At 70.9% G+C, this 14,279-nt stretch carries 12 protein-coding genes; 3 read left to right on the forward strand and 9 right to left on the reverse strand.

Annotated elements, in window-relative coordinates:
- Positions 1–304: 304 nt before the first annotated feature.
- Positions 305–997, reverse strand: coding sequence for a MerR family transcriptional regulator (locus ACZ49B_RS35680; protein ID WP_468314498.1), 693 nt, complete (start codon positions 995–997; stop codon positions 305–307).
- A 141-nt stretch (positions 998–1,138) separates the two neighbouring features.
- Between ACZ49B_RS35680 and ACZ49B_RS35685 the strand changes: the two genes are divergently transcribed.
- The 3 genes from ACZ49B_RS35685 to ACZ49B_RS35695 all read left to right on the forward strand — a co-directional run bounded on the left by ACZ49B_RS35685 (position 1,139) and on the right by ACZ49B_RS35695 (position 5,076).
- Positions 1,139–2,491 carry a YhgE/Pip domain-containing protein gene (locus tag ACZ49B_RS35685; RefSeq protein WP_468314501.1) on the forward strand — a complete coding sequence of 451 codons (1,353 nt, stop codon included), beginning with the start codon at positions 1,139–1,141 and terminating at the stop codon, positions 2,489–2,491.
- A gap of 253 nt (positions 2,492–2,744) precedes the next feature.
- Entirely contained in the window at positions 2,745–4,622 is a 1,878-nt protein-coding gene (locus ACZ49B_RS35690) for a copper resistance CopC/CopD family protein (protein ID WP_468314504.1), read from the forward strand.
- 151 nt (positions 4,623–4,773) lie between these two features.
- A complete protein-coding gene (locus tag ACZ49B_RS35695; protein ID WP_468314507.1) occupies positions 4,774–5,076 on the forward strand; it encodes a hypothetical protein in 303 nt (100 codons plus the stop codon).
- Here ACZ49B_RS35695 and ACZ49B_RS35700 read toward each other — a convergent pair.
- The 8 genes from ACZ49B_RS35700 to ACZ49B_RS35735 all read right to left on the reverse strand — a co-directional run bounded on the left by ACZ49B_RS35700 (position 5,063) and on the right by ACZ49B_RS35735 (position 13,935).
- Positions 5,063–5,323 carry a PaaX family transcriptional regulator C-terminal domain-containing protein gene (locus ACZ49B_RS35700; RefSeq protein ID WP_468314510.1) on the reverse strand — a complete coding sequence of 87 codons (261 nt, stop codon included), beginning with the start codon at positions 5,321–5,323 and terminating at the stop codon, positions 5,063–5,065. The genes ACZ49B_RS35695 and ACZ49B_RS35700 overlap by 14 nt on opposite strands.
- 13 nt (positions 5,324–5,336) lie before the next feature.
- Positions 5,337–6,140: a maleate cis-trans isomerase family protein gene (locus tag ACZ49B_RS35705; RefSeq protein WP_468314513.1), complete on the reverse strand. Its 804-nt coding sequence runs from the start codon at positions 6,138–6,140 to the stop codon at positions 5,337–5,339.
- A 9-nt stretch (positions 6,141–6,149) separates the two neighbouring features.
- Positions 6,150–7,055 carry a fumarylacetoacetate hydrolase family protein gene (locus ACZ49B_RS35710; protein WP_468314516.1) on the reverse strand — a complete coding sequence of 302 codons (906 nt, stop codon included), beginning with the start codon at positions 7,053–7,055 and terminating at the stop codon, positions 6,150–6,152.
- A 174-nt stretch (positions 7,056–7,229) separates the two neighbouring features.
- Positions 7,230–8,342, reverse strand: coding sequence for a cupin domain-containing protein (locus tag ACZ49B_RS35715; RefSeq protein ID WP_468314519.1), 1,113 nt, complete (start codon positions 8,340–8,342; stop codon positions 7,230–7,232).
- A complete protein-coding gene (locus tag ACZ49B_RS35720; RefSeq protein ID WP_468314522.1) occupies positions 8,339–9,373 on the reverse strand; it encodes a carbon-nitrogen hydrolase family protein in 1,035 nt (344 codons plus the stop codon). Before ACZ49B_RS35720 ends, ACZ49B_RS35715 begins: the two co-directional genes overlap by 4 nt.
- A 12-nt stretch (positions 9,374–9,385) precedes the next feature.
- Positions 9,386–11,692, reverse strand: coding sequence for an oxidoreductase (locus ACZ49B_RS35725; RefSeq protein ID WP_468314525.1), 2,307 nt, complete (start codon positions 11,690–11,692; stop codon positions 9,386–9,388).
- A 100-nt stretch (positions 11,693–11,792) separates the two neighbouring features.
- Complete coding sequence (locus tag ACZ49B_RS35730) at positions 11,793–12,290, reverse strand: acyl-CoA thioesterase (protein ID WP_468314528.1); 498 nt, start codon at positions 12,288–12,290, stop codon at positions 11,793–11,795.
- A gap of 22 nt (positions 12,291–12,312) precedes the next feature.
- On the reverse strand, positions 12,313–13,935 hold the full coding sequence (locus ACZ49B_RS35735; RefSeq protein ID WP_468314531.1) for an AMP-binding protein: 1,623 nt from the start codon (positions 13,933–13,935) through the stop codon (positions 12,313–12,315).
- Positions 13,936–14,279 lie beyond the last annotated feature (344 nt).

Here is a 14,279-nt window from a genome sequence, read left to right on the forward strand (position 1 = left end):
CGACCCCACCTACTAGCGACCCTCGCAGCCAGAGGCCCACGACCGCCGGGCAGCCCCCGAGAGATCCGCGCAGGTCGGAGCCGGTACGAGGACGCGGTACCGGGCCCTCGGGAAGCTACTACCCCGGTTCGTGTGTGACGTGCGCCCTATGGGGCGAGTCACCCCGGCACCCGAATTCCGGCCCCTCCGTGCCGCGCTCGGGCAGGAGCTCTCGGCCGGCTCGAGCCATCCGGTCCGTGGGCCCGTACGTCTGGACGACGGTCCCGCTCCGGGCGGGCGACGGCCCCTCGCGAGCGGGCGAGCGCTACCGCGGCGCCGCGTCCTCACCGCCACGGCCATCGGCACCGCCACCACCGCCCGCGACCCGGCGCCGGACCTGGTCCTCCTGGGCGAGGCGCCGCAGCAGCTCGAACACCGGGGCGCAGATCGCGAAGACGATGACGGCCCGCTCGGCCAGAGCCACCGGGTCGTCCATACCTGCTGCGCGCTCCAGGTCCAGCCGGGCCACGGACTCGGCCAGCCTCGCGTAGGCGGCGAGCTCGCCCGGGGCGTACTGGGCGTCCAGTCGGCGCAGCTCTTCCAGCGCCGCCGTCAGCCCCTTCACGTGCGGTGAGGTGCCGGGTGCCTGCCAGTCCAGGGCCGCGAGCAGCTCTGCCACCTCGGCGCCGGCGGCCGGGTCGGCCTCGGCTTCCTCCTCGCGGCCTGCGGGGCGCTGGGCCGCCACCGGCACCGGGAGCGCGTAGCTGACCGCTCCGAGGGCACTCTCGGAACTATGGGCCTGGTCGACGGCCCCGAGCACCTCACGGGTGGCGGCGATGGACAGGCCGCCGAGCGTGGTCAGTGCCTTGATCAGCCGCAGCCGCTGCGCGTGCTCCTCCCCGTACTCGGCAAGGGTCGCGGCCGTCGCCCGCCCCGCGGGCAGCAGTCCCTGCCGCAGGAAGTACTTGATGCTGGCGACCGGCACGCCGGTCCGCCGACTGAGCTCCGAGATCTTCATACGGCTTCCCTGCTGGTCATGCGGTCCGGTATCCGTCTTCGGCAATTGGACACCACAGCAAGATACTGCCACTATCCAGTAACTGGATACCTTAAGTATCCAGACAGGTCAGACCAGGAACGCAGCCGCACCGGAGAATCGATGCCTCACCCCACACCCCCCTCCGTGCTCCGCCGACCCCAGCTGTGGATCGGAACAGGACTCATCGCCGCAGTGGTGTCGATGTTGTTCGCCCTCCTCTACGTCGGCGGCAACGTCAACCCCAGGGGCAACCTGCGCGACCTGCCCGTGGCCCTGGTCAACAGCGACAGCGGGGCGGACGTCAACGGCCGCCACGTCAACCTGGGCGAGCAGGTCGTCTCCGGCATCCAGAAGGCCTCCAAGGGCGACAAGAGCATCGACTGGCAGGTCGTCAGCCGCGAGGAGGCCGACAAGCGGCTGGGCCGGGGCAAGGTCTTCGGCGCCCTCGTCATACCCGGCGACTACTCCGCCACGGTGGCCGCGCTCACCGCCCCACAGCCCGCGGCCCAGGGCAAGGCGGCCCCGCCGACCCTGACCGTGCTGACCAACCAGGCGGCCGGCAGCATCGGCTCCTCCATGTCCTCCCAGGCTGCCCAGAAGGCCGCCCACGCCGCCTCCGCGCAGCTCGGCCAGGAACTCCTCAAGCAGGCCGGCGCCCAGAAGACCCCTCTCCCGACGGCCGCCCAGCTCAAGCTGGCCGACCCGGTGACCGTGAACGTCGCCGACGGCCACCCCGTCGGCTCCCGCAGCGCCATGGGCCTGAGCGCCTTCTACTACGCGCTGGTCCTGGTCGTCTGCGGCATGCTCGGCGCCAACGTGGTCAACTCCCAGGTCGACACCGCGCTCGGCTACCTGCACACCGATTTCGGCCCGTTCCGCAAGCGCGAGCCCGTTCAGCACACCAGCCGCGTCCGCACCCTGGCCATCGGCATGGCGCTCATGCTCGGCCTGTCACTCGTGATGGGCACCCTGGTCGAGGTCGCCACGGTCGGCATCCTCGACATGGACGCATCCCACCTCGGCCTGCTGTGGCTCTACTCGGTCGCCACCATCGCGGTGGTCGGCATCGGAAGCCTGGCCCTGTTCGCAGCCTTCGGTACGCCCGGCATGCTGCTGGCCACCATCGTCTTCGTCGCGATGGCCGTACCCTCCTCCGGCGCCACCGTGCCCGTCCAGGCACTGCCCGGGTTCTTCCGCGCCCTCGCCGAGTTCGAGCCGCTGCGCCAGATCACCGAGGGACTGCGCTCCCTCCTCTACTACGGAGCCCAGGCCGACGCGGGCCTGACCCGGGCATGGGCTTCGATGGGTGTCGCCCTCGTCGCCGCGCTGGTCTTCGGCTTCGCCGTCACCCGCCTCTACGACCGCAGGGGCCTGCACCGCATCCCCCGCCCTGATGCCGACACCGGGGCCGCAGCGCCCGCCCCCGCCGAAACCTCCGAGCCGCCGGAGACCACTGCGCCGGCCACGGCCTGAGACGCCCGCAGCGGCCGGCGGCCCGAACCCATACAGGAGGAGGGCTCCAGCCGCACACAAGGCGGTGGCCTTTAGCGGAAGTTGCGCAACCCGGGCTGCCTCCTGGTCAGCGGGTCTATCGTCCACCAGTGCGGCAGGGCCCCCGGCCCTGCCGGAGTTCTCTGCAACTGAGGCGAGCCGTCCGACTGCGGCCCCGAGCGACCAGCGCGGACGGCGGTGCCGCCGATGACGACCGCCCCGGAGGCCGCCCTTCATGCCCAGCGGATCGAGCCTCGCGAGGAAGCCCGCGGCCGTCCTGACGCTTGTCGCCGCTCTGTGCGTCCTGATCCTCGGCGGGGCCGGCCCCGCCCTCGCGCATGCCGGCCTCAGCGGCTCCGACCCCGCCGACGGCGCCGTACTCAACGCGGCGCCGAAGCAGGTCACGCTCACGTTCACCGAGTCGGTCAGCTTCCCCGACGGGTCCCTGCGCGTGCTGTCGCCCGCCAACGACCGCGTGAACCCCCGCCCCGCGCAGCACGCGGACGGCCGGGCGAACACGGCCCAGGTGGCGCTGCCGGGCAACTTGGCCCAGGGCACCTACACCGTGGCCTGGCGGGTGGTCTCCTCCGACGGCCACCCGATCTCCGGCGCGTTCACCTTCTCCGTCGGGAAGCCGTCCGAGACCACCGCGGTGGTGACGAAGACCTCCCCGGACGACACGGCGGCCAGCCGCCTGTACGGCTTCTTCCGCTACGTCGCCTACAGCGGCCTGGCCCTGCTCGTCGGAGCCGCGGCGTTCGTCCTCGTCTGCTGGCCGGCCGCGAGCGGGATCCGTCCGCTGCGCCGACTGGTGGTCGCCGGCTGGACGAGCCTGGCGGCGTCGACGCTGGCCCAGTTGCTGCTGCGCGGCCCGTACGAGACGGGCGGGCCCTTGTCGTCGGCGTTCGACCTGCCCCTGCTGGGCCGAACGCTCACGGGGAGCTCGGGGATCGCCCTGACCGCACGGCTCGTACTGCTCGCACTCGCCGCCGTCCTGTTGCGACACCCGCCCCTACGACTCGGCGCCCGTCCGCGACTCGTCGCCGGGTCGGCCCTCGCCCTGGGCTTGGCACTCACCTGGGCTGCCGCCGAGCACGCGTCCGCCGGCATCCAAGTCCCCCTCGCCGTCCCCGTCGCCGTGCTGCACCTGCTGGCCATGGCCGTGTGGCTGGGCGGCCTGATCACTCTGTTGACCGCCCTCCGCCACCGAGCGCCCGACGACTGCGAGATCCCGGCTTCCGCGATCCGGCGCTTCTCGGCGCTGGCCTACGCCTCCGTGGTGGTCCTGGTGGGCACCGGGGTCTACCAGTCCTGGCGACAGGTGGGCTCCTGGACAGCCCTCTCCACCACGTCGTACGGCAGGACCCTCGCCCTCAAGGTCGCCGCAGTGGCCCTGGTGCTGTGCGCGGCGGCCCTCTCCCGACGGTGGACCGCCCGCCTGACGGGCGAGGCGTCAACGCCCACCACGGAGCCGGCTGTCGTCGAACCCGAGCAGGTACGTGTCCCGCAGACCGTGGGCGCGCCGAGCCCGCCGGAGGAAGCCGGCACGGGCAGCACGGAGGCTACGGCCACGCGACACAAGCCGGGCGCCGACATCGGCATCGGCCTGGCGGCCCCCGACAGAGAGAGGTGTCGGCGTGGCTTGCGCCGCACCGTGGGCGTCGAGGCGGCCATCGGTGCCCTCGTCCTGGTGCTCTCCACCCTCCTCACCGGCACCCAGCCGAGCCGCGCAGCCTCCGGCACCGCCGCAGCACCCGCCGGGCAGGTAGCGGCGGTGAAGGTGGTCACGGTCCCGTTCGACATGGGGACGGCGAACCACCAGGGCACGGTGCAGATCACGCTCGCACCGGGCCACGTCGGCGAGAACACGGTGGAAGCGGTGGTGTTCACCCCGGACGGCGGCATCTCCAGCGTCCCCGAGCTACGGCTCGCCCTCACCCAACGCGACCAGGGAATCGGCCCGCTGGACGCCAAACTCAAGAACCAGAAGGGCTACTGGGCCACGTACGACCTACGGCTGCCCCTGGCCGGTACGTGGAACCTGGACGTCACGATCCGCACCACGGACATCGACCAGGTCACCGTGAGCACGACCCTCCGCATCACGCCCTGACGTTCGCGGCGGGCCGGTCATCTCGAGGATCGCAAACACCCGCAGTCCGACCGTTGACCACGAGGACGTCGGCGGCCTGGACACGAAGCGGTTCCACATTCCGCAGCACGGGAACTGAGCCAAGGTGAACCACGCAGCACATCGCCGGGAATTGGAATACCTCAGCCGGTACGCGCACGACGACTGGCTCGGCTTCTCGGTCCTCGGCGGATCCGTCGGCAGCCTGCTCGGCCGCGGTGCCTCGTTCGAGGAGCAGCTGGAACTGCTCCTGCGGATCGTCGGTGACCTGTACGACGCCGGAGCGCGGGCGGGCGACCTGACGGAGTCGCCGAAGGAGCCGTTCCTGCCGTGGCGAGCCGACAAGGCCGAGGCCATGGCTCGTATCGCGGCACAGCTGAAGGCGTCTTCCCGGCTGCCCGACTCCGGTGACGTCTGCTGGTTCACGGTGCCGTGACACCGGCGGCGGCCAGGGCTGTGGTGCAGGCAGCCGAGGGTTGGTCTCCGCCGGTGCGTGACCAGGCGGCGGGCGGCGCCTCTTCCAGGCCGGTGACCTGCCGTACGTGCAGCAGGCTGGGCGTGGCGAGTACGTCGTGCAGTTGCTGGAAGATCTGGCGCGCCGCGACGGCGTTCCAGTCCGCCGGGAGCAGTTCGCCCGGCAGGCCGGGGTCGAGGTAGGGCAGGCGGCGCCACCGGGTGAGCATGGGTACGTAGCCGTCATCGCGGGGTGGACGGCTGTCGCACCGGCGGCGTTTCGGCGTAGGCGCCGGACAGGAGGTGGCCCGCGCCGGGGGCCACGGCCGGGAGGTCCAGGGCGCGCAGCATCTGGTGGGCGGTGCACACGGCCGCGGAGACGACGGGCTTGCCGAGGAGCTGTTCGGCTTCCTCGATCGCGCCGAGCGAGGGCATCTGGACACAGGCGGAGAGGACGACGGCGTCGGCGTCGCCGTGGTCCAGGGCCTTGGCGAGCCCGGGGAGGCGTGCGGGGTCGTGGGCGGCGACGTCGAGGTTGTCGGGGATCTCCAGGGCGGTGTAGTCGAGGACCTGGATGCCCTCGTGGGTGAGGTAGTCGACGACGGTCTTCGTCAGCGGGCGCATGTACGGGGCGATCAGGGCGATCTTCTTCGCCCCGAGGGTGTGCAGTCCGTGGACGAGGGCTCCGGCGCTGGTGACGACGGGGGCCGGGGCGCCGTTCTCGACCGTACGGACGTGCAGGCGTTCCTCGGAGGTGCGGTGGTAGCCGAGCCCCATGCTCATGATGGCGACCAGGCAGGCGTAGCCGAGCACGTCGACGTGCGCGTCGGAGAGTTCGACGGCGCAGCGGTCGGAGTCGGCGTCCATGGCCCTCAGCTGCTCCGGGGTCACATGGGTCATGCGCATCCGGCTGGAGTGGAAGGTGAAGCGTTCCGGGGCGATGGCCTCCCGGGCGCGCAGGATCGCGGGGACCTCGGTCTCCATCGTGACGTTGGAGCTCGGCACGATCTGGCCGATGCGGTAGGTGTGGGACGTGCGGGGGGACATGTTCGCTCCTCAGCGGGCGTCGACGACGGGGTTGGTGAGGGTGCCGATGCCTTCGACGGTGGCCTCGACCGTGTCGCCGGGGACGAGGAACTCGGGCGGGACCATGCCGGCGCCGACGCCTGCGGGCGATCCGGTGGCGATGACGTCGCCGGGCTCCAGGGTGACGCCGGAGCTGATGTCGGCGATGAGGCGGGCGATGGGGAAGAGCATGTGGCGGGTGTTCGACTTCTGCTTGGTGACGCCGTTGACGCGCAGCGAGAGGTCGAGGTCCATCGGGTCCGGGACGTCGTCGGCCGTGACGACGGCGGGGCCGAAGGGCGCGTAGGAGTCCTGGCCCTTGGAGAAGAACCACTGGCCGGAGCGGCGCTGGTCGCGGGCGCTGATGTCGTTGACGATGCTGTAGCCGAAGATGTGGTCGCACGCCTCCTCCTCGCTCACGCGGAAGGCGGTGCGGCCGATGACGACGGCGAGTTCGCACTCCCAGTCCAGCTGGGTGGTGAGTTCGGCGTTGTGCAGGATCGGCTGGCCGGGGCCGGTGACGGCGGTGGCGGGCTTGCTGAAGAGCACGGGGCGCGAGGGCCGCTCCTTGTCGGTGTCCAGGCTGCGGCTGGACTCCTCGACGTGCTCGACGTAGTTCAGTCCGACGCCGATGATCTTGCCGGGGCGCAGCGGCGCTCGCAGGGCCACGTCCTCGATCCGGTGCACGGCCTCGGCGGGCCAGGCTTCGGGTCCGGCGGCCAGCACGCCGCGTGCGGTCTCCTGGGCGGCCGCGCCGGCCCGGATGAACGACAGCAGGTCCAGGGGCAGTTCCACACCGGCCCGCCGGGCCAGAGTGGCGAGGTCTACGACGAGGTCGTCGACCTGCGCGCCGAGACGCACGGAAACATCGTCGAGGGTGTAGCTGACCAGCCGCATGGGGGCTCCTTGCGTATGAGGGGGAGGGTGCGGAGGGGTGGCTCGGTGGCGGCACTCAGGCGTGCCGCCGCCGACCCGGTCCGGGCGGTGCGCGGCGTTGCATCGCGCCCGGTTCGGGGCTCCGCCGTACCGGGGCCGGTGTCAGGGCCGGCGGCGACCGTTACGGCGGAGGGTTCAGGCGGTGGGCTGGTGCCCTCCGTTGTCCGTGTACGCCTCTTCCCGGTGGAATCCGAGGGAGCGCATGACGGGGAAGTCGTTGAACGAGAACAGGCAGGCGTCCTCGGACCGGTCGAGGTTCTCGTGCTCGTGCCAGGCCCAGGAGGGCACACAGAACATGTCGCCCTTCTGCCACTCGAAGCGCTGTCCGGCGATCACCGAAACACCGCGTCCCTTGGCCGCCGTGTAGATCACCGAGCCGGTGTGGCGGTGTGCCTGAGTGGCCTGGCCGGGACGCAGGAGCTGCATGTGGGCGCCCATGGTCGGCATGACGGAGCCGCCGGTGACCGGGTTGGTGTATTCCGCCATGACGCCGTCGAACGGAGATCCCTCGGTGGCCTTGGCGAGGTTTTGCAGGGCCTCGTAGGTCGGCTCCCAGGGGAAGGCGAGCAGCGGGGAGTACGGGCGGGTCCACTTCTCGACGCCGTACGGCAGCAGATTCGCACCGTAGGTGAGCACGGAGGAGTTGATGACCTTTCCGGGGGTCTGGTAGAGCTCGGGGTGGACCTCGTAGAAGCCGGCGTCCAGGGCGTTCACGAGCGGGATGTCGAGTCCGTCCTGCCAGATGACGGGGGCGTCGTCCGCTTCGTTGCCGTGCTCGTGCCAGGTGCCGTTCGGCGTGATCGCGAAGTCGCCGGGGCCGACCTTCAGCTTCTGCCCGTCGACGATCGTCCAGGCCCCGGTGCCCTCGTGGACGAAGCGCAGCGCGGCGGCCTGGTGGCGGTGGGCGGTCATGGCCTCGCCGGGGCCCATGATCTGCAGGCCGGTGTAGAGGAGGCCGACGGCGGCGCTGACGTCCTTGCGGCCCGGGTTGACGAGCATCACGACGCGGCGGCCGGCGTCATCTGCCTTGACCAGGTCGAGGGCCTTGTGGACCAGCGGGCGAAGTGCGCGGTAGCGCCACAGGACGGGGACGGACTTCGGCTGCGGGTACCAGGGCTCGATGTCGTTGGCCACGGTCCACAGCGCGCCGGCTTCGAGGTTGGCGAGTTCGCCGTAGAACGCGGTGAGTTCAGGGGAGTCGGACACCCGTGCTCGGCCCAGTCGGCTGTCGTCGTACTCGGTGGTCATGCGTCCTCCTTCGTGATGCCGGACGTTTCGGTCGGGAGTGGTGAGAAGGGCGCCGTGGTGTGCGCCGGATCCGTCGCGAAGGTCACCGGGGTGCGCGGGCGGTCGTCGACGTGGAGCTGGAAGACGTCGAAGCGGTTGTAGTGGCCGACGATGTCGTGCATCTGCTTGGGCTGGATGCACTTGGCCAGGTCGATCTCCGCGTACACGATGCCCTCGTCGTCGACGAGGGGTTCGGTGACCGGGCGGCCGTCGGGGCCGAAGATCCCGGACAGGGCGCTGCGCGGGCGGGTGAACTGCTTGCGCAGCTCCTCGTCGTCCCCGGCGATGGCGTCCACGATCTCCGGGGAGATGGTGGAGCAGGCCACGACGGAGAAGACCTTGCCCTCGAAGCTGTGGGCGGCCGTGCGGACGGCGATCGCGTCGGCCATGTCGTAGTCGGCGGGGGCGACGGGCAGCGCGATGTAGCAGGAGGCGTGGACGAGTTCGCCCTGTGCGAGCAGGGTGAACCGGGCCAGCGTGTTGGTGTTCTCGCCGCAGGCGAGGGCGCCGAGTCGGCCGACCGGAGTGTCGTGGACCTTCAGCGAACTGCCGTCGCCGCCGGTCCACGTCAGCTTCTCCGCCCAGGTGGGCACCAGCTTGCGGTGCACACCGAGCAGGGCACCGTCCGGCCCGATCGTCAGCAGGGTGTTGTAGAGGACACCGAGGCTGTACGGGCTGCGCTCGTTGACCCCGATGACGAGGACGATCCCGTACTGGCGGGCCGCCGCGCGCAGGCGGTCGACGTGCGGGCCGGGGATGTCGACCGAGGCGCGCTGGAGCCGCTCGAACCAGGGCGAGCCCTGGACCGGGTTCATCGTCCAGTTCCAGTACGGATAGCCGGGGACGAACACCTCGGGAAAGACGACCAGTTCGGCGCCGCCGGCCGCCGCCTCCGCGATGAGGGCGATCGCCTTGTCGACGGTCGCCGTGGCGTTCAGGTACACGGGAGCCGCCTGCACGGCCGCGGCGGTGAAGCGTGGCAGATTGTCCATCGGTTCTCCAGGTCAGCAGGCGGATGCGGCGGCGGGGAGGCGCGGAAACCAGCGCTGGTGCACGGGCGCGGAAGCCTCGCGGAGCAGTTGGAGGCGGGGCGCGACCCGGTCGGTGCGGGCACCCGGCGGGCGGCCGCTGCCCGCTCTCCAGGAGGCGGGCCACGGGGCTGCCGCACCGCTGTAGCCCTGGGCGGCAGCGGCGTGCAGGGTCCACAGCGGATCGTGGAGCTGGGCGCGACCGACGGCGCACAGGTCGGCCCGTCCGGCCAGGATGATCGAGTTGACGTCGTCGTACGTGGAGATCGCGCCGACGGCGATGGTGGGTACGTCCGTGGCGTTGCGGATCAGGTCCGCGTACGGAGTCTGGTAGCTGCGGCCGTAGCGGGGCTTCTCGTGGGCCACGACCTCGCCGGTGGAGACGTCGATCCCGTCGGCGCCCGCCTCGGCGAGCGCGCGGGCGATGGCGACGGCGTCGGCCTCGCTGGTACCGCCCTCGGCCCAGTCGGCGGCCGAGATCCGTACGAGCAGGGCCTTGCCGGCCGGCCACACCGCCCGGACGGCGCGCAGCACCTCCAGGGGGAAGCGCAGACGACCGGCGAGGCTTCCGCCGTATTCATCGGTGCGCCGGTTGGTCAGCGGGGAGAGGAATCCGGAGATCAAGTGACCGTGACCGTACTGGAGTTCCAGCGCGTCGAAGCCCGCCCGGTCGGCTCGCTCGGCCGCGCGTACGAAGTCCCGTACGAGGGTGTCCATATCGGCCCGGGTCACTTCGCGCGGCAGGGGGCTCCGGTCGTCCCATGCCAGCGACGAGGCGGCGATCGGCGGCCCGTCGGCGTGGGCCGCCGCGCGGCGGCCGGCGTGGGTGAGCTGGATGCCCAGGCAGGCGTCGGACTGGTCGTGCACGAAGTCGGTGATGCGCCGCCAGGCGGCTTCGTGCGCGTCGGTGTACAGGCCGGGGCACCCCGCGGTGGCGCGCCCACCCGCGCTGACGGCGGTCATTCCTGCGATCACGAGCCCGCTGCCGCCGAGGGACTGGGCGCTCAGGTGGGCGAGGTCGAAGTTGCCGGGGACCCCGTCGCGTGCGGTGTACAGCGCGGTGGGCGGTACGACCACCCGGTTGCGCAGGAGCAGTCCGCCGAGCCGGAAGGGGCAGAACATGGGCGGCACGGGTGAGGAGGAGTTGACGGCGGTGGTGAACCCCTCGTCGCGCACGCGCAGGTTGTCGTAGGTGACGCGGCGGCTGCGGGTGAGGAGGTTGAAGGCGAACTGCGGGGGCTCCTGGGCCGTGTAGCGGCCGATGTTCTCGAACCATTCGAGGCTGGCCTGGGCGGCCCGCTGGGTGGATTCGACGACCGGCCGGCGTTCGGTCTCGTACGCGGCGAGCGCCGAGGTCACATCGGGGTGTTCGTGCAGGCAGGCGGCCAGGGCCAGGGCGTCCTCCATGGCGAGCTTGGTGCCGGAGCCGATGGAGAAGTGGGCGGTGTGGGCGGCGTCACCGAGCAGGACGACGTTGCCGTGGCGCCAGGAGGCGTTGCGGACGGTCGTGAAGCGTATCCACTTCGAGGCGTTGGGTATCAGGCGGTGGCCGTCGAGGTGCTCGGCGAGGATCTCCTCGCACAGCCGCACGCTCGCCTCGTCGCTCTCGCCGCGCGCGAACTCCCGGTCGGCGCACGCCTCGAAGCCGGCCCGCCGCCAGTCGTCCTCCGCGATCTCCACGATGAACGTGCTGCGCTTGTCGTCGTAGGGGTAGGCGTGGACCTGGATGCTGCCGAAGTCCCGCTTCTCGACGATGAAGGTGAACGCCTCGAAGACGCGGTCGGTGGACAGCCACATGTAGCGGCATTGGCGCTCGTCCAAGTCGGGGCGGAAGCTGTCTGCATACGTCTCGCGGGCCGTGGAGCGGATTCCGTCGGCGGCGACCACCAGGTCGTAGGCGGCGGAGAGCTCCTCGACGGGCGGTGCCTGGGTGCCGTAGCGCACCTCCACCCCGAGCTCCGCGCAACGCTTCTGCAGGATCTCCCGCAGCCGGTTGCGGTCCAGGGCGGCGAAGCCGTGGCCGCCGGACACCTGGACATCGCCGCCGTAGCGGACGTCGATGTCGCTCCACCGGGCGAACTCCGCGGACATCGCCGCGAACACGGCGGGATCGGCCTGAGCGATGCCGTCCAGCGTCTCGTCGGAGAAGACGACACCGAAGCCGAACGCATCGTCGCGGGCGTTGCGCTCCCAGACCGTGATCTCCCACTCCGGTGAGAGCTGCTGGGCCAGGGCCGCGAAGTACAACCCGCCGGGCCCTCCTCCGATGACTGCTACGCGCACGGTGTTCCTCCTAGTGGTTCTACGAACAGAATATGTTGTCAATTTGGCGAACGTCAAGAAAGCAACACATCTGTGGAGTGCGTTCGGCCCGTCGCCCGGATCACACGAAGAGCTCGGGGGCTTGTGGACCGGCCTTCGTGAGGACCTCGCGCACGTCATCGGGCCAGGCCGTGGACCCCGTGGCACGGGAAGCGGAGTGGGCGATGACCATGCGCCCGGTGGCGGCCGGCTCCTCCCCCTCACCTCGGACGGTGAAGGCGTAGTGCAGGGAGCTGTTTCCGACCTTGGTGATCCTGAGTTCGGTCCGGACGGACTCGCCGAACCACAGTCGGGCGCGGTAGTCCGCCTCGAAGTGGACGCGGGGGGTGCTGCCGAAGAGATGGGCCAGTCCCAGTCGGCGCAGCAGGACGGCTTCTGCCGCCTCGACCCAGCGCACCACCGTGGAGTGGTGGTAGTGACCGGCCGCGTCCGTGTCGGGCCATTCGACGCGCCGCTCGACGACGACGCTGGGCAGGTTCTGCACGAGGGCTTCGGGGCATCCTGCGGCGCAGCTGTCCGCCGCCGCGGAGTCCGCCCGTCGCGGGCTGGAGGTGTCCATGTTGGCGCCTTTCGTTCGTCGGCTAGGGGGTGTGCTGAGCACGCTTGCGCAGCTCGGCGCGCCGGAGCTTGCCGTTGCTCGTGCGCGGGAGGTCGGTGACGAACTCGACGGCGCGCGGGTACTTGTAGGGCGCGACGGTCCGCTTCACGTGGTCCTGGAGTTCCTTGACCGTCGCCTCGTCGGGCACTACGTCGGCGCGCAGGACCACGTACGCCTTGACGAGCATTCCACGCTGGTCGTCCGGGGCTCCGACGACGCCGCATTCCTCGACGTAGGGATGCGTGGCGAGTGCCTTTTCGACCTCGGGGCCGGCGATGTTGTACCCGGAGGAGACGATCATGTCGTCGCTGCGGGCGACGTACCAGAAGTAGCCGTCGGCGTCGCGGACGTAGGTGTCGCCGGTGATGTTCCAGCCGTTCCTGACGTACGTGCTCTGGCGCGGGTCCTCCATGTACCGGCAGCCCGTGGGGCCGGTGACGGCGAGGAGGCCGGGCTGCCCGTCGGGGACGGGCGCGCCTCCCTCGTCGACCACGCGGGCCCGGTATCCGGGGACGGGCCTGCCCGTCGATCCCGGACGTATCTCCTCGTCGGATGCCGAGATGAACACGTGAAGCATCTCCGTGGCACCGATGCCGTCGATGATGCGCAGGCCCGTGGCGGCGTGGAAGTCCTCCCACACGGCCGCCGGCAGCGCCTCACCGGCGGACACGCAGCGGCGCAGGCCGGACAGCTGGTGCACCGCGCCGGCCGCCATGATCGCCCGGTAGGCGGTGGGCGCGGTGAAGAGCACGGTGACTCCGTGCTCCTCCACGAGGTCGGCCAACTGCTGTGGCGCGGCCTGCTCGATCAGCAGCGTTGCCGCACCCACGTACAGGGGGAAGACCACCAGTCCGCCGAGCCCGAACGTGAAGGCCAGGGGCGGGGTTCCGGTGAAGACGTCGTCCTGGTGAGGCCGCAGGACATGGCGGGAGAAGGTGTCGGCGTTGGCCAGCACGTCCCGGTGGAAGTGCAGGGTGGCCTTCGGCCGTCCGGTCGTGCCCGACGTGAAGGCGATCAGGGCGACGTCGTCCGATGCGGTGGCGACGGTGGAGAACCGCCCGTCCTTCGCGGCACACCGGGCGACCAGGTCCTCCTCGCCGGGGCCGCCGTAGGCCAGCACGGCCGGGCCGGAAGTGCCGGCGGCGGTGAGCTCCTCGAGGTAGCGGTGGTCGCACACGGCCACGGTCGGCCGGCTGATCTCGCAGAGCTCCGCGAGCTCGCCGGCGCGCAGCAGCGGCATGGTGGTGACGGCGACGCCGCCCGCCTTGAGCACCCCGAGCCACGTGGCCACGAGCCACGGATTGTTGGGGCCGCGCAACAGGACCCGGTTGCCGGGGACGAGGCCGAAGTCCTCGGTGAGGACCTGGGCGACCTGGTTGGCACGCTCCAGCACGTCGCCGTAGGTCCACCGCTCCGTGGGAGTCAGCAGGCAGGGCCGGTCGGGCCCCCAGCGTCGGACGGCGTCGTCGAGCAGCCGCTGGGCGCAGTTGAGCCGGTCGGCGTAGCGCAACTCCGGTAGATCGAAGTGCAGTTCGGGCCAGAGGGGGAAAGGCGGGAGCCGATCGCGACAGAACGTATCGACGTGGGCAGACGGGGAGAGCTCCATGGGGCGGCACCTCAATCTCGGGGCAGCGGGGAGAATGGAGTAAGTATCTCGCCAAACTTGCGACCGTCAATGATGCGCAATACTTGATTTTGTTAACAGCGTGTTGCACGGCCGCCCGTCGACACCGGAAGCGCCGACATCCGGTCGAGGTGGGTGCTTACACGTGTAACATGCTGACACTCCACCCAGGGGAGTTCAAGCATTTCGGACAAACGTCACGAAGTGTGAATTTGTGGATCTCTCCCGCGTCGCACGTCCACGTACGAACACAGATGCAGGCCGCGGGCACTGCCGCGGCCGCGGCCGCGAGAGGCTGTCATGTCCGTTATCCGGCTCGCCCCCCC

Source organism: Streptomyces sp. NPDC031132 (genome assembly GCF_055570595.1).